Here is an 18,830-nt window from a genome sequence, read left to right on the forward strand (position 1 = left end):
ACGGACATTCCGCGCCCGGAGATGGGCGTTCGGCGTTCGTCCCGCGTTACGTCACAGGTCACTTGAGCTGCCAACCATCCCCCTGGGCGCCCCGACCGCGGACGCCCGCACGCCGCGCCCTCCCCCGGCCGCCGGGGGAACCTCAGGGGGACCATCCCATGCCCGGACCTGCCGCCCGCCCCGAGCCCGAGCCGACGCCGCGACCCGTACCCGCCCTCGAAGCCGAAGCCGAAGCCGAAGCCGAAGCCGCAGCCGAAGCCGCACCCGACGTACCCGGCGCATCGGACGTGTCCGAACCGGGCGCCATCGCGGGCGCCGCGGCACAGGCGAAGCCGGCCGCCCGGCTGCGGGCCGAACCGGCCGCCCAGCAGCCCGCCGAGCCCATCGCGGCCCCCGCCCGCACCGCCCGCCGGATCGACCGCCGGACGCTGCTGATCGCCTCCGCCGGGGTGGTCGCCGCGGGCGGCGGCGCCTCCGCCTGGGTCTTCGGGCCCGGCTCCGACCCCGCGAGCGCCCGCACCGCCGCGGTGACCGCGACCCCGCGCCCCGCGCCGCACACCCCCTCGGCGACCCCGACCCGCGCGACGCCGGTACGGCCCACGCCGGTCGGCACCACCCTGCACAGCGTCGCCGAACCCACCGGCCGGAAGGGCGGCTACCGGCGGCTGGCGGACGCGCCCGGCTGGAAGCAGGTGGTGCGCACCGACCTCGCCCCCGCCCGCGCCGGGCGCGAGCGCCGCCGCACCGTGCTCGCCTCCTTCGTCCAGCTCACCGACCTGCACATCACCGACGTACAGTCACCGCTGCGGCTCGAGTGGATGCGCGCGCACGCCCCCAACGGCTGGCGGCCGCACGAGGCGCTGACCGCGGCCGGCGCGGTGGCGCTGGTGGAGCGCATCAACAGCCTGCGCGGCGGCCCGGTCACCGGCGCCCCGCTGGCCTTCGCCGTCACCACCGGCGACAACACCGACAACAACTCCTCGCTCGAACTCGACTGGTTCCTCACCGCGTTGAGCGGCGGCACGATCACGCCCGACTCCGGTGACCCGGAGGCGTACGAGGGCGTGCAGAACTCCGGCCTGCAGTTGTTCTGGCAGCCCGACAGCGCCCGCGCCGACGCCGACAAGAAGCGCGGCTTCCCGCACCTGCCGGGCTACCTCACCGCCGCCAGGCGGCCGTTGACCAGCCCGGGGCTGACCATCCCCTGGTACTCCACCGTCGGCAACCACGACGCCCTCTTCGGCGGCGCCTACCGCTCGGCCGGCTTCGCGGCCGACATCGCCACCGGTGCCCGCAAACTGGAGCAGGTGCCGCACGCCGACGTCGAGAAGGCCGTCAAGGCGGTCAACGGTCACCGCGACCCGGGCGGCACCCTGGTGCACGAGATCCTGGACCGCTACGCGCGCACGGCCCGCACCGTCACCGCCGACGCCCGCCGGGTGCCCTTCACCCCGCAGGAGTACCTGGCCGCGCACCTGGAGCCGCGCCGCAAGGGCGCGGGCCCGGCCGGCCACGGGTACGCGGCCGAAGGTGTCGACGCCGACCACCTCTACTACGCCTTCGACGTCGCCGACGGCGTGCTCGGCATCAGCCTGGACACCACCGACCGCGGCGGCGACTACCTCGGCTCCATCGGCACCGAGCAACTGGACTGGCTGGACCGCACGCTGGCCGCCAACGCCGACCGCCACGCGCTCGTCTTCAGCCACCACACCAGCCGCACCATGACCAACCTGCACCTCGACCCGGCCCGCCCGGGGGAGGCCCGGCACGACGGCAAGGCCCTCACCGCGCTGCTCGGCCGCCACCGCAACGTGCTGGCCTGGATCAACGGCCACAGCCACCTGAACCGGATCGAGTCCCACGGCTCCTTCTGGGAGGTCAACACCGCCTCCCACGTGGACTATCCGCAGCTGGCCCGGATCATCGAGCTGACCGACAACCACGACGGCACCCTGTCGCTGTTCACCACGCTCATCGAGTCGGCGGCCCCGCACCGCACCGACTTCGAGGACCTGTCGGCCACCGGCCTGGCCTCGCTCTACCGCGAGCTGGCCTACAACGCCCCCGGCGCCAACATCCCCCGCTTCACCGGGGGTTCGGACGACCGCAACACCGAGCTGCTGCTGCGGAAGCGCTGAACCGCCGCTTGGGGTCGGCCCTCACCTGGGCGTCACCACCACGTAGGCGGCCGGGTCGAGGTCTGCGGAGGCCATCAGCGCGGTGCGCACCACGGCCGCCTGCTGCACCGGGGCGTGCCGCAGCCGCTCCGGCGGCACCAGCACCACGGTGATGCCCAGCGCCTCCAAGTGCTCCTGCTGGCGGGCCTGGTGGGACCGCAGCGCCTCCTCCTGCGACTCCAGCACGAGCGCCACCGCGTGCTCGGGCCAGAAGGCGTCCACCCCGCCCAACGGCGGCCCGCCCGGCAGCCGCAGGTCCACGTTCCACACCGGGTCGGGCAGCCGGTGGCCGGCCACCATGGCGTACAGCCGCTGCTCGGCAACCCCGCGCTCCTCGGCCCGCAGGACGTCCAGCGCGCGCCGCACGTAGGGGCGTTCGAGCAGCCCGGCGGCCGACAGCGCGCGCAGCACCGCCGACCCCTCGCAGTGCCCGCCGCGCACCGCCTCGCTGAACAGCGCCCGCACGGTGTCGGGGTCGTCGAGCTCGGCCACCGCGTCGGCGAGCGCCCGCGGCACCGGGGCGCAGGGCAACCCCGCCACCTCCACGGGCGGCGGCAGCTCGCGCACCCGGTGGATCGCCACGTCGCCGGCGTCCCGCAGCCGCCGCTGCCGCCCGACCAGCACGTCGATCCGGGGCAGGCCGATCAGCGGCGGCACCCCGCGGAAGCGGTGCAGGGCGAGCGCGGCCGGGCCGGTGACCATGGCCTCGCCGCCCAGCGGGGCGGGGACGCCGAGGTCGCGGCCCGCGTACAGCAGCGCGGCCCGCACCCGCTCCTCGCTGGAGGGCGGCCCCGAGTGCAGCAGGCACACCTGCGGCAGCACCTGCTGCCAGGGTCCGCCCGGGCGGCAGCGCTCGGCGATGGTCGCGGCGGACAGGCCCCGCTCGCGCAGCCGGCGGACCGTCAGGACGGTCTCGCCGCGGGGGTCGAGGCGGAGGGGGACGTGGGGGGTGAGGTCGTTCGCGTTCATGGGACAGGAGCTTCCCGTCCGCCCGGTGGTCACTAACCGTTGTTACGGTCTCGTCGACAAAACCGGACAACACCGGGCTAAAGTCTGCCCGCCGGGCTGCCGATCAGCCCCCATCACCCATAAGAGTGACGGGGCCGCCCCGACCAGCCGGAACGGCCCCGCACCGCCCGGCCGCGCTGCCGGCCCGGCGGGCGGTGCCCGCACGCCTGTTCAGCGCCGGGCGTCGCACTCCTGCGCCCGCAGCGCGCGCGCCAGGTCGTCGCGCGCCTCCAGCACCAGCCGGCGCAGCGCCGGGGCGGCGTCCTCGCGCTCGCGCAGCCACGCGTCGGTGGCCGCGAGCGTCCGCGGGTCGTCCTGCTGCGCCGGGTACAGGCCGCGCACCACCGACATGCCGATCTCGATCGACCGCTTGGCCCACAGCTCCTCGATCGCCGCGAAGTACGGCTGCGCGTAGGGCGCGAGGAGGTCGGCCTGGCCGTCCTGCGCGAAGCCGGCGATGGTCGCCTCGACCAGCGCGTTCGACAGCGCGTCGGAGTCCACCACGGCCGCCCACGCCTCGGCCTTCACCGCCGCGTCGGGGCGCGCGGCCAGGCAGCGCACCTCGTGCCGGCGGCCGGAGGCGGTGTCGTCCCTGGCCCGCTCGGCGGAGATCGCCGCGGCGTCGGCGGCGCCCTGCGCGGCCAGGGTGCCCAGCAGCGTCCAGCGCAGCTCCTGGTCGACGTCCAGGCCGCCGATCGCCTCCGAGCCGTCCAGTAGGCCCTGCAGCAGCCGCAGATCGGCCGGTGCGGCGGCCACGGCGGCGAAGAAGCGGGCCCAGGCCAGCTGGTGGCCGCTGCCCGGCTCGGCCGCCCGCAGCGCCTCGAGCGCCCCCGCGGCCAGCGCCTGTCCGGCCGCCGCGCGGGCGTCCTTGGCCACGTAGCGGGTCAGCGCGGTGCGGGCCTGCTGGTGCAGCTGCTGGAGCACGCCGATGTCGGACTCGCGCCCGGCGAACCGCAGCACCAGGTCGAGGAAGTCACCGGCCGGCATCAGCGCGTCGCGGGTCAGGTTCCACACCGCGGACCAGGCCAGCGCCCGCGCCAGCGGGTCGGTCAGGTCGCCCAGGTGGGATCTCAGGGTGTCCAGCGAGGCGGCGTCGAAGCGCACCTTGCAGTACGTCAGGTCCTCGTCGTTGACGAGCACCAGGTCCGGCCGCGGCTGCCCGGCCAGCTCCGGCACGGCCGTGGAGGGGCCGGCCACGTCCGTCTCGGCGCGGGCGTAGCGGGTCAGCGCGCCCTCCTCGTCCCGCCGGTAGAGGCCGATCGCGACCCGGTGCGGGCGCAGCGTCGGGTGCGACTGCGCGGCGCCCTGCTCGACGACCAGTTCGGCGACGCGGTCCTCGGCGTCCAGGCCCACCCGCGGGGTCAGCGCGTTGACGCCCGCGGTCTCCAGCCAGGCCCGCGACCAGGCGGCCATGTCGCGGCCCGAGGTCTCGGCCAGCACCGACAGCAGGTCGGCCAGCGTGGTGTTGCCGTAGGCGTGGCGGGTGAAGTACCGCCGCGCGGCCTCCAGGAAGGCGTCGCGGCCGACGTAGGCGACCAGCTGCTTCAGGACGGCGGCGCCCTTGGAGTACGTGATGCCGTCGAAGTTGAGCTTGGCGTCCTCCAGGTCGCGGATGTCGGCCACGACCGGGTGGGTGGAGGGCAGCTGGTCGGCCCGGTAGGCCCACGCCTTGCGGCGGTTGGCGAAGGTGATCCAGCCCTCGGTGAACTCGGTCGCCTCCACCTGCGCGAAGGCGCCCATGAAGTCCGCGAAGGACTCCTTGAGCCACAGGTCGTCCCACCAGCGCATGGTGACCAGGTCGCCGAACCACATGTGGGCCATCTCGTGCAGCACCACGTTCGCCCGGTGCTCGTAGGAGGGCCGGGTCACCTTGCCGCGGAAGACGAACTCCTCGCGGAAGGTGACCAGTCCGGGGTTCTCCATGGCGCCCAGGTTGTACTCGGGCACGAACGCCTGGTCGTACTTCCCGAACGGGTAGGGGTAGTCGAAGGCGTCGTGGAAGAAGTCCAGGCCCTGCTTGGTCACTTCGAAGATGGCGTCGGCGTCGAAGTGCCGGGCCAGTGAGCGCCGGCACAGCGCCGACAGGGGGATGTCGAGGACCGCCTTGTCCTTCAGGGTCCGCGAGTAGTGGTCGTGCTCGACGTGGTACGGGCCGGCCAGCACCGCCGTGATGTACGTGGCGATCGGCTGGGTGGGCACGAACGAGACGGTGGCGCCGCCCCCTTCGGCCGGGACGGGCTCGCCGTCCGCGGCGCCGTTGCTCAGCACCGTCCAGCCCTCGGGCGCGGTCACCTGGAAGGTGAAGGGCGCCTTCAGGTCCGGCTGCTCGAAGTTCGCGAACACCCGGCGGGCGTCGGCCGGTTCGTACTGCGTGTAGAGGTAGACCGCGCCGTCCTCGGGGTCCTCGAAGCGGTGCAGGCCCTCGCCGGTGCGGCTGTAGGCGCAACTCGCGTCGACCACCAGGGTGTTGCGCTCGGCCAGGTTGTCCAGCGCAATGCGGGCGCCGTCGAAGACCCGGGCCGGGTCCAGGTCGCGGCCGTTGAGCCGCACCGAGGTGACCGCGGGAGCGACCAGGTCGGCGAAGGTCGAGGCGCCGGGCTGCGAGCAGCGGAAGTCGATCACCGTGGTGGAGCGGAAGGTGCGCGGCCCGGCGCCGGTGGCGGGTCCCACCGCGGAGCGCACGTCCAGCGCCACGTCGTACCGCTCCACGGACAGGATCGCGGCCCGCGCGCGGGCCTCCTCACGGCTCAGGTTCTCGCCGGGCACGGTCGGCTCCTTCGTCTGCTTCGACTGGCACGCCGGATCGCGGCGCTGAGGCATCCTCCCACGGGCCCCGGGCGGCTGCGCGGCGCGGGAATGCCAGGTCGGCGCCGCACGTTCCGGTTGGAAGGGGTGGTGTGCGCCGAGCCGGCGCCCCCGCCCGCCCCCTGCCCGCGAGGGACCCGGGCGCCTCCGGGGAGCCCGCGCGGCGCAGTGCCGCAGTCCGTACCACGCCGTCCGAGGAGCACGCAGTGACCACCACCGCCCCCGAAGCAACCGCCGCCCAGGTACCGGCCGGGACCGTCCCCGCCGACTTCTGGTTCGACCCGCTGTGCCCCTGGGCCTGGATGACCTCGCGCTGGATGCTGGAGGTCGAGAAGGTCCGCCCGGTCAGCGTCCGCTGGCACGTGATGAGCCTCGCGGTGCTCAACGAGGACAAGCTCGACACCCTCCCGGAGTCCTACGCGACCTTCCTGCGCGACGCCTGGGGCCCGGTGCGTGTCGTCACCGCCGCCCGCGAGCTGCACGGCGACGAGGTCGTCGGCCCGCTCTACACCGCGCTCGGCACCCGCTTCCACAACCAGGCGCTGCCGCGCGACCGCGAGACGATCGTGGCCGCCCTGACGGAGGTGGGCCTGCCCGAGTCGCTGGCGGACTACGCCGACTCCGACGCCTACGACACGCAGCTGCGCGCCTCCCACAAGGAGGGCATCGACAAGGTCGGCCAGGACGTCGGCACCCCCGTCATCGCCGTCCCCGGCTCCGACGGCGAGCAGATCGCCTTCTTCGGACCCGTCGTCACCCCCGCGCCCAAGGGCGAGGAGGCGGCGAAGCTGTGGGACGGCACGCTGATGGTGGCCTCCATCCCGGGCTTCTACGAGATCAAGCGCACCCGCACGCAGGGCCCGATCTTCGACTGACCCCGGGCCGCGGCCGGCATTGGCGGTTTCCCACAGCGGGACGGCAGCGGGACGGCAAGGGCACCGCTCCTGTGCCGGGGCCGTCCCGTGCCGCCCGCGCACCCGCCCTACGTGACATGGCTCACGCGACCTGGTGAAACGGCGTACCGGGTGCGGGCCTTGGCGGGTGCGGGCGGCCGCGGAAGCCTCCAAGCGGGGGCGGTACGGCTTTGTCGGAGTCATACGATGAGCGGCCCGCGGGCCGTGCGCTAGCGTCACCGTGTCCCCGACCGCCCCCGTATCCCGCGGAGTCACCCATGAGCACCGCCGCCCCCTCAGCGCCCGGCACCGCACCCAGCACCGGAACCGTCCTGGCCGACCTGCTGCCCGCCTCCTCGGCCGCGCGGGCGCGGCTGCGGGACCTCGCGCTCGTGGTCGGCGGCGCCGTGCTCACCGGGCTCGCCGCGGAGCTGTCCCTGCCGGTGCCGGGCTCGCCGGTCCCGGTGACCGGGCAGACCTTCGCGGCCCTCCTGGTCGGCACCGCGCTCGGCGCCCGCCGCGGGGCCGCCTCGCTCGGCCTGTACGCGCTGGCCGGCGTCGCCGGGCTGCCGTGGTTCGCCGGCGGCACCTCCGGCTGGTCCATGCCGAGCTTCGGCTACATCCTCGGCATGATCGCCGCCGCGGCCGTCGTCGGCGCGCTGGCCCGCCGCGGGGGCGACCGCACGGTGCTCCGTACGGCAGGGGTGATGGTCCTGGGCTCCGCGGTGACCTACGCCGTCGGCGTCCCCTACCTCGCCCACGCCGCCCACCTCTCCGCCCCCGAGGCCCTCCGCCTCGGCCTGCGCCCCTACCTCCTGGGCGACGCCCTCAAAGCCGCCCTCGCCATGACCGCCCTCCCCACCGCCTGGCACCACCTCTCCCGCTGAGGGCACCCACCGCCGCGCGCAGCGGCACCGTGTCGCAGGTGCAGCACCCTGCCGCCGCCCGCGTACGGCACCGTGAGCCGGGGAGTGCGAGAATCCCCCCATGCGCGTCTACCTCGGCTCGGACCACGCCGGCTTCGAACTCAAGAACCACTTCGCCGACTGGCTCGTCAAGAACGGCCACGAACCCGTCGACTGCGGCCCGCACATCTACGACGCGGAGGACGACTACCCGCCGTTCTGCCTGCGCGCGGCCACCCGCACCGCCGCCGACCCCGGCTCCCTCGGCATCGTCATCGGCGGCTCCGGCAACGGCGAGCAGATCGCCGCGAACAAGGTCAAGGGCGTGCGCGCCGCCCTCGCGTGGAGCGAGGAGACCGCCACCCTGGCCCGTGAGCACAACGACGCCAACGTGCTGGCCATCGGCGGCCGGATGCACACCGTGGAGCAGGCCACCCGCTTCCTCGAACTCTTCCTCGCCACCCCTTACTCGCACGCCGAGCGCCACCAGCGCCGGATCGACATGCTCAGCAGGTACGAGGCCACCGGCGACCTCCCGCCGGTCCCGGCCCACCACCCGCAGCCGGAGGACTGAGCCGGCCGATGCCCGAGGGCCACACGATCCACCGCCTGGCCGAGGACGTCCGGGACCGCCTGGCCGGCTGGCCGGTGCGGGCGAGCAGCCCGCAGGGCAAGTTCGCCGACAGCGCGGCGCTGCTGGACGGCACCGTGCTGGACGGCGTGGACGCGCACGGCAAGCACCTCTTCCTCGGCTTCGGGGAACTCGGCTGGGTGCACATCCACCTCGGCCTGATCGGCAAGGTCGCCTTCGGCGACGCGGTCACCGCCACCGTGCGACTGCGGCTGGAGGGCGGGCCGCACGGCGAGCGGACGATGAGCCTGCGCGGCCCGGCGACCTGCGCGCTGGTCACAGACGACGAGAAGCAGGCGGTGCACGACGGGCTCGGCCCGGACCCGCTGCGTCCCGGCGACGACCCCGAGCGGGCCCGTACCCGGATAGCGCGCTCGCGCATCCCCGTCGCCGCCCTGCTGATGGACCAGAAGGTGCTCGCCGGCGTCGGCAACGTCTACCGCGCCGAGGTGCTCTTCCGGCACGGCGTGGACCCCTTCCTGCCCGGCCGGGACCTGCCGGCGCCGCTGTGGGAGGCGATGTGGGCGGACCTGTCCGCCCTGATGCGCCAAGGGGTGCGCGACAACCGGATCGACACGGTGCGGCCCGAGCACGAGCCCGAGGCGATGGGCCGCCCGCCCCGCCGGGACGACCACGGCGGCGAGGTGTACGTCTACCGGCGCACCGGCCAGCCGTGCCTGGTGTGCGGTACCCCCGTGCGCACCGAACCGCTCGCGGGCCGCAACCTCTTCTGGTGCCCCACCTGCCAACCACCGCACGCCTGACGGCCGACGGGGTGCCGTGCCCGCGGCACCCCGGGCATCCAGGCGCCCCCGAGCCTCCCCGCGCCGGCCGTACGGCCCGGCTCAGTCCACCGGGACGCCCTGCGGCGCCTTGATCCGCTTCATGATCATCTGCGAGTTGACGTCCGAGACGCCGGGCAGCGCGATCAGCTTGTCGGTCCAGAAGCGCTCGTAGGCGTCGGAGTCGGCGACCGCGATCCGCAGCAGGCAGCCGGGGGCGCCGTAGAGCCGGTACGCCTCCACCACGTCGGGGATCGACTGCACCTCCGCCTCGAAGGACGCCACCGAGGCCCGGTCGCGGTGCACCTCCACCGAGGCGAAGACCTCGAAGCCGCGGCCCACTGCGGTCGGGTCCACCACGGCCCGGTAGGTCTGGATCACCCCGTCGTCCTCCAACTGCCGCACCCTGCGCAGACACGGCGAGGGGGTCAGGCCCACCCGCTGGGCCAGCTCCTGATTGGTCAGCCGGCCATCGGCCTGGAGCTCGCGCAAGATACTGCGGTCAATGGCGTCCATGAGGGTGCTTCCTCCCATGATATGGCGCGTTCATCATCAGATTTAGCAATCATATGGCAGGTCTACGCGCATATCATTGTGCTGGGGAATGTTGCCGTGCGCCCGGGGAAGGCGCACCAGCCGCGCGCCGCCGCCACCGTGGGGCAGGCGCTTCAGGGAGGCGGACACATGCGACACGTCGTGGTCATCAGCACCGGGGGCACCATTGCCAGCCGCTGGCAGGGGGAAGGGTACGCCGCCGAGGCGGCCGGCAGCGAGGTGCTCGCCGCCGGTGCCGTCCCCGAGGGCGTCGAGGTCCGCGTGGTGGACCTCTTCACCGTCAACAGCTCCCGGGTGACCACCGCCCACCAGCTGAGCCTGCTGCACGCCGTCCACGACGTCCTGGCCGACCCCGAGGTGGACGGCATCGTCGTCACCCACGGCACCGACACCCTGGAGGAGTCCGCCTTCTTCGTGGACCTCTTCCACTCCGACCGCCGCCCGGTCGTCTTCACCGGCGCCCAGAAGCCGCTGGACGCCGAGGACGGCGACGCCGCGGGCAACCTCTACGACGCCCTGCTCACCGCCGCCACCGGCAGCGACCTCGGCGCCGTCATCGTCTTCGCCGGCCAGGTCTTCGCCGCCCGCGGCACCGTCAAGAAGCACACCCTGGACGCCCGCGCCTTCGGCGACCCCGACGGACTCCCGCTCGGCCGCGTCGAGTTCGGCCGGGTCAGCTGGGGCCGCCGGCGGCCCCGCGCGGCCGCCCTGCCACTGCCCCCCGCCGACGCCCCCCACCCCCGCGTCGACATCATCGCCCACCACAGCGACGGCGACGCCGTGTTCGTCCAGGCCGCCCTCGCCGCCGGCGCCCGCGGCCTGGTGATCGCCGGGACCGGCGCCGGCAACACCACCCCCGAGATCGTGGACGCGGTACGGGCCGCGGTCGCCGGCGGCGTGCCCGTCGCCGTCAGCACCCGGGTCGCGGCCGGCGCGGTGGCGCCGCTCTACACCGGCGGGGGAGCGGTCGACCTCGTGGCCGCCGGCGCACAGCTGGCCGGCACGCTGCGCCCCGCGCAGACCCGTATCGCCCTGCTGGCGGCGCTGCTCGCCACCCCGCGGGGGCAGGACGCCGGGCAGACGCTGCACACCGTGCTCAGCGCCGCCCCGCAGGCCCTGTCCCGCTCAGAGCTTTATCTGGCTGATGGTGTCGGCCACTGAGTTGAGGAACCGGTTGATGTCGGGCGCCATGTTCGTGGACGCCAGGAAGAAACCGAAGAGCGCGGCGACTATCGCCGGGCCCACCTTCATGGTCTTCGCCCGGATCATCACCACCAGCACGATCGCCAGCAGCAGTGCAGCGGACAGGGAGATAACCACGATGGATCACTTCCTCTTTCGGTAGGCCCTTGCCGGTCCGGGGACCGCGCCCGCCGCCCCCGCCTCGCCCGCTCCCATGGTGCCATCCGCCACGGGACCGGGAGGCCGCGTTGTGGCCGACTCTCGGCCGCGGGGCCCATAGTCCCATTCCCGTACGTCAGTCGCGGCACACCACGAGCAACGCCCGGTCGTCGTTGACGTCCTTGGCGACCGCCTCGATCAACCGCCAGGCAGCGCCCCGGAATCCGGTGCCGACCAGCCGGTCCGCCTCGCCGATCAGCCGGTCCATACCCTCGGCGATCTCCCGCTCGGCGGTCTCCACCAGGCCGTCGGTGAACAGCATCAGCACGTCGCCGGAGGCCAACGTGCCCTTCACGCCCTGGAATTCCGCCCCGTCGTACACCCCGAGCAGCGGCCCCTCGGCCGACTTCTCCTCCCAGCGGCCGGTGCCCGCGTGGAGTTGGACGCCCGGCAGGTGCCCCGCCGACAGCAACTCGTAGTCCCCGCTCTCCAGATCGAGCACCAGGTGCACGGAGGTCGCGAAGCCCTCGTCCCAGTTCTGCCGCAGCAGGTAGCCGTTGGCGGCGCCCAGGAAGGCGTGCGGGGGGAGCGAGCCCAGCAGCCCGCCGAAGGCGCCCGACAGCAGCAGGGAGCGCGAGGCGGCGTCCATGCCCTTGCCGGAGACGTCGGTGAGCACCGCCTCCAGCACCCGGCCGCCCGAGGTGCGGGTGGCCACCACGAAGTCGCCGGAGAACGACTGGCCACCGGCCGGCCGCAGCGCCATCTCCGCGTGCCAGCCGGCCGGCAGGTGCGGCAGCCGGCTCTGCACCCTGATCCGTTCGCGCAGGTCGAAGAGCATGGTGTGGCCGCGCCGCCACGGCACCCCGACCCGCGCCCGGAACTGCGCGATCACCAGGCCGGCCAGCGCCACCGCGGTGACCAGCAGCACCGTGCCCGGGGTGACCCGGGCCGGGCCCTCGCGGTAGGGGCCGAGCACCGCCGACTCCACCACCAGGGCCAGCGCGGAGGCCGCGTACAGGAACAGCAGGCTGGCCGGGCGCAGCAGCAGCCCGCCGGCCAGGATCGGCAGCACCAGCGCGCCCGGCGGGCACCACACCGGCATGGTCACCGAGGCGAGCGCGAGGGCCGGGATGGTCACCGCCACGGCCGCCAGGCCCGCCAGGTCCGAGGCGTCGCCGCGGAAGTAGTCCACCGCGGACCGGCGCACGGCGAGGCGGACCCGGTGCGCCCACCTGCGCCACCGGAGCCCGAGCTCTTCCTTTGCCGACTCTTTGGTCATGTCCCGGCGACCCTACCCATCGATCGCCGCCGCGTGCAGGGCCGATCCCCCGTGATGGCCGGAGGGCTGCCCGAAGTCGCCCCGACGAGGCCGGAAAATACGGTCGCTCCCGCCGTACTTCCACTGGTAGGCAGGGGGTCATGGCGATCGAGTACCGCGCGTTGGCGCCGGAGCAGTGGGACCACTTCTTCGACCGGGTCGAACGGGGGTTCGGCGGTCCGGCCGACCCGCGGCCCCACCGGGAGCAGTGGCACCGGGTGTTCGAGTTCGGGCGGACCACCACCGCGTGGGACGGCGAGGAACTCATCGGCACCGCGGGCGCGTTCACCTTCCGGCTGACGGTGCCGGGCGGTTCCGCGGTCGGCACCGCGGGCGTCACCATGGTCACCGTGCAGCCGACGCACCGCCGCCGCGGGGTGCTCACCGCCATGATGCGGCGGCAGCTGGACGCCTTCCGCGAGCGCGGCGAGCCGGTCGCGGTGCTCACCGCCTCCGAGCCGGCGATCTACGGCCGCTTCGGGTACGGCATCGGCACCCGGCAGTTGCGCGCCTCCATCGACACCTCGCGGGTGGCCTTCTTCGCGCCCGAGGGCGCCGACGCGGTGCGCATGCGGCTGGTGGACCCGGCGCAGGCGCGGGAGCGGTGCGAGGAGATCTACGCCGAACTGGTGCCCGGACGGGCCGGGATGCTCGTCCGGCAGCCCGGCTGGGACACGCAGGCGCTGGTGCCGCCCTCGCAGCCCGGCTCGGGCCCGCTGCTGTGCGTCCTGGCCGAACAGGACGGGCGGGTACGGGGGTACGCCCGCTACTCGGTGACGCCCTCCTGGAGCCCCGCGGGCGCGGACGGCACGATCCACCTGCGCGACATCGAGGCGCTGGACCCGGTGGTGTACGCGGCGCTGTGGCGCTACCTGGCCGGCATCGACCTCAGCACGCAGATTTCCGTGCACAACCGGCCCATCGACGACGCCGTGCAGCATCTGGTCTCGGACGTCCGCCGCTGCAACCTGTCCTTCCGCGACGGGCTGCATGTGCGGTTGGTCGACGTCGGTGAGGCGCTCGCCGCGCGTACGTACACGGTGCCGGTGGAGGTCGTGTTCGACGTCGAGGACCCCTTCTGCCCCTGGAACAGCGGCCGTTGGAAGCTGGTCGGGGACGCGAAGGGGGCGAGCTGCGAGCGGAGCACGGAGCCGGCGGATCTCGCGCTGGACGTCCGCGAGTTGGGGGCCGCCTACCTCGGCGGCCTGTCGCTGCGGGCGATGGGTGCGGCGGGGCTGGTCCGGGAACTGCGCGAGGGGGCCCTCGCCGCGGCCTCCGCCGCCTTCCTCACCGACCCGGCACCCTGGCTCCCCCACGGCTTCTGAACGCCCCCGGCCCGCCCCTCCGTTGCCCGGACGGCGCCATTCTTCTCATCCGCAGGTCTCGCCGCCCTGCGGTCGGCCTTTCACGGGCGGACCCTTTCGCCTGGCGGGGCGCACCAACTCCCCGGCGTCGCCGCGTCGGTGGCGTGGGCCACCGCAATGGGGTGCGCTGGGGGACAGGGAAGGGCGTGGAGTGGGAGCCGTTCGGCGACAAGGGGAGCGGCGTGCGGCACCTGCCCGCGCTCTGCGGGAACGGCAGCCCTGAGCGGGGCGCTCTCCGCCCTGGAGGGCGCCCTGCCCTCGCGGGCCAGCGGTCCGGACCGCGGAGCAATCCGGTTGACCGAGGTCGCCGCGGTTGCTCTACTGCGGAGAGCCGGAAGGGGAGGTGCCGTGGATCGGCTGCCGGAGAGTGTGGACCGCGACATCCTGGACGGGCGCACCCTGCCCGCGCTGTCGGCGATCCGCGCGTCGCGAGGCTGCTCACTCCGCGAGGCGATCGACCTCTACGGGCAGCGCTACTGTGAGCTCCACCCGGAGCCGCCCCCGCCCCCCGAGCAGCCCCCCACCCCTCGGGTCCTGCGCTTCACCCCGGACGGCACCTTGATCGTCTTCGAACCCCCCGAGGACAACCAGCCGTAGGGCTCCTTACAGGGTCGTTGGGACGTCCGGACCGCATTTCCCCCGTGAGCTCACCTCGTTCGCTCCTCAGGCGGGCACGTGGCGGGCACGTGGGACGCGAGCTGCCGGGCGGACTAGAACGGCCTGAACATCTCTTCGGGCCAGCCCTCCGGGAGCTTGTTCGCGAAGACCGCATAGGCCGGGCCGAACTCGCGCTGAGTCACGAGGAGTTCCCACTGGTCCAAGTCGTGGTGCAGGTAGCGCCGGAGCAAACTGAGGAACTGACGGAATTCTTCGTCCGACAGGCGGCCGGTCGGTTCCTGGCTCGGGTCCACGGCGGCAGCGTATCCGCGTGATGACCGGCCCCACTCCTGGGGGCTGCCGTGGTTCAGGGCGCCAAGGTGGAGCGCGCCAACGAGCGCCCGTGACGCCCTGGGCCCTGACTGCTCGGCTTGCCGGTCGATGGCAGGTTGGGAACTTCCCGCGCCCGCCCGCGACGCTTGCGCGGCTGCCGGCCGGGTCTGGCCCATCCCGGAGTCGGAGCGCCCCCGCCGGAGGCGGCGTCTTGACCTCGGCTGTGCACTCCCGGTCAGAGTCCGCTCGGGTGGTCTTGTGCCGTGATCAGGTCTGCTGGTGCCATGCGCCGAACGGCATTCGGGATGGGGGCGCGAGCGTGGATGACTTACGGGTCTCGGCGTGGAAGCGGTACGGGAAGGATCGCCTGTACGTCAACACCCTCACGAACACCCTCACGGGGGAGACCGTCGGCTGGCAGGACCGGCGGACCGGCGAGGTCCACATAGAGATCGAGGCTCTTGGCCCCGCTGCACGTGCTGCCCTGGCCGCGTACCACCGGCTTCACCCCTTGGCCGCGGCCTCTTCCGCTCCCGCTTCCCCGGTCCTACCAACGGCCGAGCCAACCCCTCCGCCAATTCCCCCTGACTTCGACCTCGCCCGCCACAAGCCCGGTATTCCCTGCGGGACCTCGCAGCACGTCCGCCCGGCCTCTTCGCCCGATTACTCGGGTGGCTGATGAGACGGCCGGTCGAGACGGATTCGTGGAGCCTCGGCATCGCCAGGTCGCCAGGGACCGACGCCTGTGGCGGAACGCGTAACGGGCACGGCGTGATGATCGTGAAGGCGTTGAAGCAGGGCCGGTCGCCAGGAAGGCCCGACGCGGCCCGGCAGCCCGGCAGCCGGCACTTTTGCGCGAGGGCACGTGGCGGGCACGGACGGCTAGGACAAGATCGCAAACGACAACGGCCCAGGGTGCGGATTGCGTCCGTCACCTGGGCCGTTGTGGTGTGGAGCGGGCGACGGGAATCGAACCCGCGTAGCTAGTTTGGAAGACTAGGGCTCTACCATTGAGCTACGCCCGCGGCGCCTGCGATTCTGGCACATCGCATGGTAGCCGGTCGAACCGGCGCGGTCGTGGGTGAATACCGGCTGCCCGCACGTACGGGGACATGTACTCTACGTGTCGCACCAGCGGGGTGTGGCGCAGCTTGGTAGCGCGTCCGCTTTGGGAGCGGAAGGCCGTCGGTTCGAATCCGGCCACCCCGACACAGGGCCGACCGGGACATCCGGGCCGGCCGACGCCGCCGGAGCGCCGACAGGCGGAGCCCCGGGGGAGCCCCGCCAGCCGCAGCCCCGTCGAGCGCAACCAGCCAGTCGGAGCGCCGCCAGTGCGCCATCAGGCGGAGCCCCGTCAGCCGCCAGCTCGCTGGAACGCCGTCGGAGCAAAAGGGCGACGGAACAGCAGAACGGGCCCGCCGCCGATACGCGGCGGAAAATCCGCCCGGCCGACCCCGTCCGGCGGGTTTGGCGCTACCGGTAGGATGGCTCGACGGCGACACGTCGCGCGGCCAGGCCCGCATGCGAACGCGTGGCCCCCATCACCGTAAAGCCCAAGGAGACCCAACCGTGAAGAGCGCCGTCGAGACTCTGAACCCGACCCGGGTTCGACTCACTGTCGAGGTGCCCTTCGAGGAGCTCAAGCCCAGCCTCGACGCGGCGTACAAGAAGATCAACCAGCAGGTCACGGTGCCGGGCTTCCGCAAGGGCAAGATCCCTGCGCGCGTCATCGACCAGCGGTTCGGCCGTGGCGCGGTCCTCGAGGAGGCCATCAACGAGGCGCTGCCGAAGTTCTACACGGAGGCGGTCACCGAGGGTGAGCTCGCGGACAGCGTGCTCGGCCAGCCCGACGTCGACATCACCGAGTTCAACGACGGCAACGAGCTGAAGTTCACCGCCGAGGTCGAGATCCGCCCGGCCCTGCAGATCCCGGACTACTCCGGCATCGAGGTCACCGTGGACGCCGTCGAGGTCTCCGAGGAGGACGTCGACAAGGCGATCGAGCAGCTGCGCGACCGCTTCGCCGCCACCACCTCCGTGGACCGCCCCGCCGCCGAAGGCGACGTCGTGGTGGTCGACCTGGAGGCGTCCGTCGACGGCAAGGTGCTGGACGACGGCATCGCCACCGGCGTCAGCTACACCATCGGCTCCGGCCAGCTCCTCGACGGCATCGACGAGGCCGTCACCGGCCTGGAGAAGGGCGGCACCGCCACCTTCGACTCCGACCTGCAGGGCGGCTCCGCGGCCGGCAGCCACGCCACTGTCAAGGTTGTGGTCACCGACGTCCAGGAGCGCGAACTGCCCGCCCTGGACGACGACTTCGCCCAGCTCGCCTCCGAGTTCGACACCCTGGAGGAGCTGCGCGCGGACTCCCGCAAGCGGCTGGAGCGCGTCAAGTCCTACGACCAGGCCACCCAGGCCCAGGAGAAGGTGCTCGACGCCCTCATCGAGCTGGTCGAGATCCCAATCCCGGAGAAGCTGCTGGCCAGCGAGATCGAGACCCGGGTGCACAACCTGGAGCACCACCAGTTCCCGGCGCTCGGCCTGACCTGGGACACCTACCTGGAGCGCGAGGGCAAGACCCGCGAGGAGCACGACGCGGAGCTGGAGGCCCAGGCGATCAAGGGCATCAAGACGCAGTTCGTGCTGGACGAGCTGGTCAAGACCGAGAAGCTCTCGGTCAGCCAGGAGGAGCTCACCGAGCACCTGGTGCGCCGGGCCGCCTCCTCCGGCATGACCCCCGACCAGTTCGCCCAGGCCGTGGTCGAGGGCGGCCAGGTGCAGCTGCTCGTCGGCGAGGTCGCCCGCGGCAAGGCGCTCGCCACCGTGGTCGAGGCCGTCAAGGTGACCGACAGCAACGGCCAGGAGGTCGACCTGTCGGACGAGGATGAGGACGAGACCGGCGAGACCGTCCAGGCCGCCGACAGCGCCACCGAAGAGGCCGCCGACGCCGCCACCGACACCGAAGAGGGCACCGAGACGGCCGAGGGCGACACCAAGGACGCCTGAGCCGCCCGAAGACGCCTGAGCCCGCAGCAAGCCCGGCACGCCGCCGCCCGCGCCCACCCCGGCGCACCGGCAGCGCCGCCGCGCGCCCGCGGCCCCGGGCCGCCCGCCCCCGCGGCGGGCGACCGCGCCGCCAGACGGGCCCGAACGCCACCGGTGTTCGGGCCCGTCTGCCGTGCCCCGGCCCCCGAACGGCTCGCCGCCGCTCACCCTGCGCTCACAGCGAACAGTTCCGCGTAGGGGATGGCTCGGCCCCACCTGCGCGTTAGGGTCCACCAGTAGGAGGGCAGGGGTGCAGCACCGTTCCACTGGCCGCCCCCGGCCCTGGACGAAGACCGTGACGGCCACTCGACCGTCCGACAACGAGCAGGTGGATACGTGACGACTCCGATGCCTTCCGCCGCCGGCGAGCCGACCTTCGGTGGCCTCGGCGACCAGGTCTACAACCGGCTGCTCGGTGAGCGAATCATCTTCCTCGGCCAGGCTGTCGACGATGAGATCGCCAACAAGATCACCGCGCAGCTCCTCCTCCTCGCCGCCGACCCCGACAAGGACATCTACCTCTACATCAACAGCCCCGGCGGCTCGGTGACCGCCGGCATGGCGATCTACGACACGATGCAGTTCATCAAGAACGACGTCGTCACCATCGCCATGGGCATGGCCGCCTCCATGGGCCAGTTCCTGCTCACCGCGGGCACCCCGGGCAAGCGGTTCGCGCTGCCCAACACCCGCATCCTGATGCACCAGCCCTCCGCGGGCCTGGGCGGCTCGGCCACCGACATCAAGATCCAGGCCGAGCAGCTGCTGCACACCAAGCGCCGGATGGCCGAGCTGATCGCCCAGCACTCCGGGCAGACCTTCGAGCAGATCACCAAGGACTCCGACCGCGACCGCTGGTTCTCCGCGGAGGAGGCCAAGGAGTACGGCCTGCTGGACGGCGTGATGCTCTCCGCCGCGCACGTCCCCGGCGGCGGCGGCACCGGCGCCGGCTCCGCCTCCTGAGCCCCTCGATCACCCGAAGACCCCAATCCCAGGAGACGGTGGACGTGATCCCCTCGAACCCCTCGAACAACCTCGACTTCCCCGGCGCCGGCCTCTACGAGCGCACC

General features: G+C 73.3%; 16 protein-coding genes and 2 tRNA genes. 11 read left to right on the top strand and 7 right to left on the bottom strand.

Going from position 1 to position 18,830, the window contains the following annotated elements:
* The first annotated feature begins 158 nt into the window (after positions 1 to 158).
* On the top strand, positions 159 to 2,141 hold the full coding sequence (locus BLR33_RS17420; RefSeq protein WP_093785401.1) for a TIGR03767 family metallophosphoesterase: 1,983 nt from the start codon (positions 159 to 161) through the stop codon (positions 2,139 to 2,141).
* Positions 2,142 to 2,162: 21 nt separating this feature from the next.
* Here BLR33_RS17420 and BLR33_RS17425 read toward each other — a convergent pair whose 3' ends face one another.
* Both BLR33_RS17425 and pepN read right to left on the bottom strand, forming a co-directional pair.
* A complete protein-coding gene (locus tag BLR33_RS17425) occupies positions 2,163 to 3,149 on the bottom strand; it encodes a hypothetical protein (protein WP_093785402.1) in 987 nt (328 codons plus the stop codon).
* A 210-nt stretch (positions 3,150 to 3,359) separates the two neighbouring features.
* A complete protein-coding gene (pepN, locus tag BLR33_RS17430) occupies positions 3,360 to 5,954 on the bottom strand; it encodes an aminopeptidase N (protein WP_093785403.1) in 2,595 nt (864 codons plus the stop codon).
* A 245-nt stretch (positions 5,955 to 6,199) separates the two neighbouring features.
* On the opposite strand from pepN, the gene BLR33_RS17435 reads away from it, so the two are divergent.
* The 4 genes from BLR33_RS17435 (at position 6,200) to BLR33_RS17450 (ending at position 9,186) form a co-directional block, all read left to right on the top strand.
* Entirely contained in the window at positions 6,200 to 6,868 is a 669-nt protein-coding gene (locus BLR33_RS17435) for a mycothiol-dependent nitroreductase Rv2466c family protein (RefSeq protein WP_245771472.1), read from the top strand.
* 296 nt (positions 6,869 to 7,164) lie between these two features.
* Positions 7,165 to 7,773: a biotin transporter BioY gene (locus BLR33_RS17440; RefSeq protein ID WP_093785404.1), complete on the top strand. Its 609-nt coding sequence runs from the start codon at positions 7,165 to 7,167 to the stop codon at positions 7,771 to 7,773.
* A 100-nt stretch (positions 7,774 to 7,873) separates the two neighbouring features.
* Entirely contained in the window at positions 7,874 to 8,365 is a 492-nt protein-coding gene (locus tag BLR33_RS17445; RefSeq protein WP_093785405.1) for a ribose-5-phosphate isomerase, read from the top strand.
* An 8-nt stretch (positions 8,366 to 8,373) separates the two neighbouring features.
* Positions 8,374 to 9,186: an Fpg/Nei family DNA glycosylase gene (locus tag BLR33_RS17450; RefSeq protein WP_093785406.1), complete on the top strand. Its 813-nt coding sequence runs from the start codon at positions 8,374 to 8,376 to the stop codon at positions 9,184 to 9,186.
* 81 nt (positions 9,187 to 9,267) lie between these two features.
* Here BLR33_RS17450 and BLR33_RS17455 read toward each other — a convergent pair whose 3' ends face one another.
* Positions 9,268 to 9,720 (bottom strand): Lrp/AsnC family transcriptional regulator, encoded by a 453-nt coding sequence (locus BLR33_RS17455; protein WP_093785407.1) that lies wholly within the window; start codon positions 9,718 to 9,720, stop codon positions 9,268 to 9,270.
* 168 nt (positions 9,721 to 9,888) lie between these two features.
* Between BLR33_RS17455 and BLR33_RS17460 the strand changes: the two genes are divergently transcribed.
* Positions 9,889 to 10,920: an asparaginase gene (locus BLR33_RS17460; protein ID WP_093785408.1), complete on the top strand. Its 1,032-nt coding sequence runs from the start codon at positions 9,889 to 9,891 to the stop codon at positions 10,918 to 10,920.
* Here BLR33_RS17460 and BLR33_RS17465 read toward each other — a convergent pair.
* Complete coding sequence (locus BLR33_RS17465; RefSeq protein ID WP_093785409.1) at positions 10,885 to 11,079, bottom strand: hypothetical protein; 195 nt, start codon at positions 11,077 to 11,079, stop codon at positions 10,885 to 10,887. The genes BLR33_RS17460 and BLR33_RS17465 overlap by 36 nt on opposite strands.
* 157 nt (positions 11,080 to 11,236) lie before the next feature.
* Positions 11,237 to 12,379, bottom strand: a complete 1,143-nt coding sequence (locus tag BLR33_RS17470) for a PP2C family protein-serine/threonine phosphatase (protein ID WP_093785410.1) — start codon at positions 12,377 to 12,379, stop codon at positions 11,237 to 11,239.
* Positions 12,380 to 12,519: 140 nt separating this feature from the next.
* Between BLR33_RS17470 and BLR33_RS17475 the strand changes: the two genes are divergently transcribed.
* Together BLR33_RS17475 and BLR33_RS17480 are read left to right on the top strand one after the other, a co-directional pair.
* Positions 12,520 to 13,743, top strand: a complete 1,224-nt coding sequence (locus BLR33_RS17475; RefSeq protein ID WP_093785411.1) for a GNAT family N-acetyltransferase — start codon at positions 12,520 to 12,522, stop codon at positions 13,741 to 13,743.
* A 387-nt stretch (positions 13,744 to 14,130) separates the two neighbouring features.
* Positions 14,131 to 14,379, top strand: coding sequence for a hypothetical protein (locus BLR33_RS17480; RefSeq protein ID WP_093785412.1), 249 nt, complete (start codon positions 14,131 to 14,133; stop codon positions 14,377 to 14,379).
* A 113-nt stretch (positions 14,380 to 14,492) separates the two neighbouring features.
* Here the strand turns inward: BLR33_RS17480 and BLR33_RS17485 are convergent, their stop codons facing one another.
* Together BLR33_RS17485 and BLR33_RS17490 are read right to left on the bottom strand one after the other, a co-directional pair.
* A complete protein-coding gene (locus tag BLR33_RS17485) occupies positions 14,493 to 14,693 on the bottom strand; it encodes a hypothetical protein (protein ID WP_093785413.1) in 201 nt (66 codons plus the stop codon).
* A gap of 970 nt (positions 14,694 to 15,663) precedes the next feature.
* A tRNA-Gly gene (locus BLR33_RS17490) sits at positions 15,664 to 15,737 on the bottom strand.
* 110 nt (positions 15,738 to 15,847) lie between these two features.
* Here BLR33_RS17490 and BLR33_RS17495 point away from each other — a divergent pair.
* The 3 genes from BLR33_RS17495 to BLR33_RS17505 all read left to right on the top strand — a co-directional run bounded on the left by BLR33_RS17495 (position 15,848) and on the right by BLR33_RS17505 (position 18,723).
* Positions 15,848 to 15,921 (top strand) — tRNA-Pro (locus BLR33_RS17495).
* A 360-nt stretch (positions 15,922 to 16,281) separates the two neighbouring features.
* A complete protein-coding gene (gene tig / locus BLR33_RS17500; protein WP_093785414.1) occupies positions 16,282 to 17,721 on the top strand; it encodes a trigger factor in 1,440 nt (479 codons plus the stop codon).
* A 387-nt stretch (positions 17,722 to 18,108) separates the two neighbouring features.
* Positions 18,109 to 18,723: an ATP-dependent Clp protease proteolytic subunit gene (locus tag BLR33_RS17505; protein WP_093785415.1), complete on the top strand. Its 615-nt coding sequence runs from the start codon at positions 18,109 to 18,111 to the stop codon at positions 18,721 to 18,723.
* Positions 18,724 to 18,830 lie beyond the last annotated feature (107 nt).

The sequence above is a fragment of the Actinacidiphila guanduensis genome, from assembly GCF_900103985.1.
Classification (GTDB): domain Bacteria; phylum Actinomycetota; class Actinomycetes; order Streptomycetales; family Streptomycetaceae; genus Actinacidiphila; species Actinacidiphila guanduensis.

Coding starts and splice junctions, on each gene's coding strand:
- BLR33_RS17420 (WP_093785401.1), top strand. CDS start 159: ATGCCCGGACCTGCCGCCCGCCCCGAGCCCGAGCCGACGCCGCGACCC.
- BLR33_RS17425 (WP_093785402.1), bottom strand. CDS start 3,149: ATGAACGCGAACGACCTCACCCCCCACGTCCCCCTCCGCCTCGACCCC.
- BLR33_RS17440 (WP_093785404.1), top strand. CDS start 7,165: ATGAGCACCGCCGCCCCCTCAGCGCCCGGCACCGCACCCAGCACCGGA.
- BLR33_RS17445 (WP_093785405.1), top strand. CDS start 7,874: ATGCGCGTCTACCTCGGCTCGGACCACGCCGGCTTCGAACTCAAGAAC.
- BLR33_RS17450 (WP_093785406.1), top strand. CDS start 8,374: ATGCCCGAGGGCCACACGATCCACCGCCTGGCCGAGGACGTCCGGGAC.
- BLR33_RS17455 (WP_093785407.1), bottom strand. CDS start 9,720: ATGGACGCCATTGACCGCAGTATCTTGCGCGAGCTCCAGGCCGATGGC.
- BLR33_RS17460 (WP_093785408.1), top strand. CDS start 9,889: ATGCGACACGTCGTGGTCATCAGCACCGGGGGCACCATTGCCAGCCGC.
- BLR33_RS17470 (WP_093785410.1), bottom strand. CDS start 12,379: ATGACCAAAGAGTCGGCAAAGGAAGAGCTCGGGCTCCGGTGGCGCAGG.
- BLR33_RS17475 (WP_093785411.1), top strand. CDS start 12,520: ATGGCGATCGAGTACCGCGCGTTGGCGCCGGAGCAGTGGGACCACTTC.
- BLR33_RS17505 (WP_093785415.1), top strand. CDS start 18,109: ATGCCTTCCGCCGCCGGCGAGCCGACCTTCGGTGGCCTCGGCGACCAG.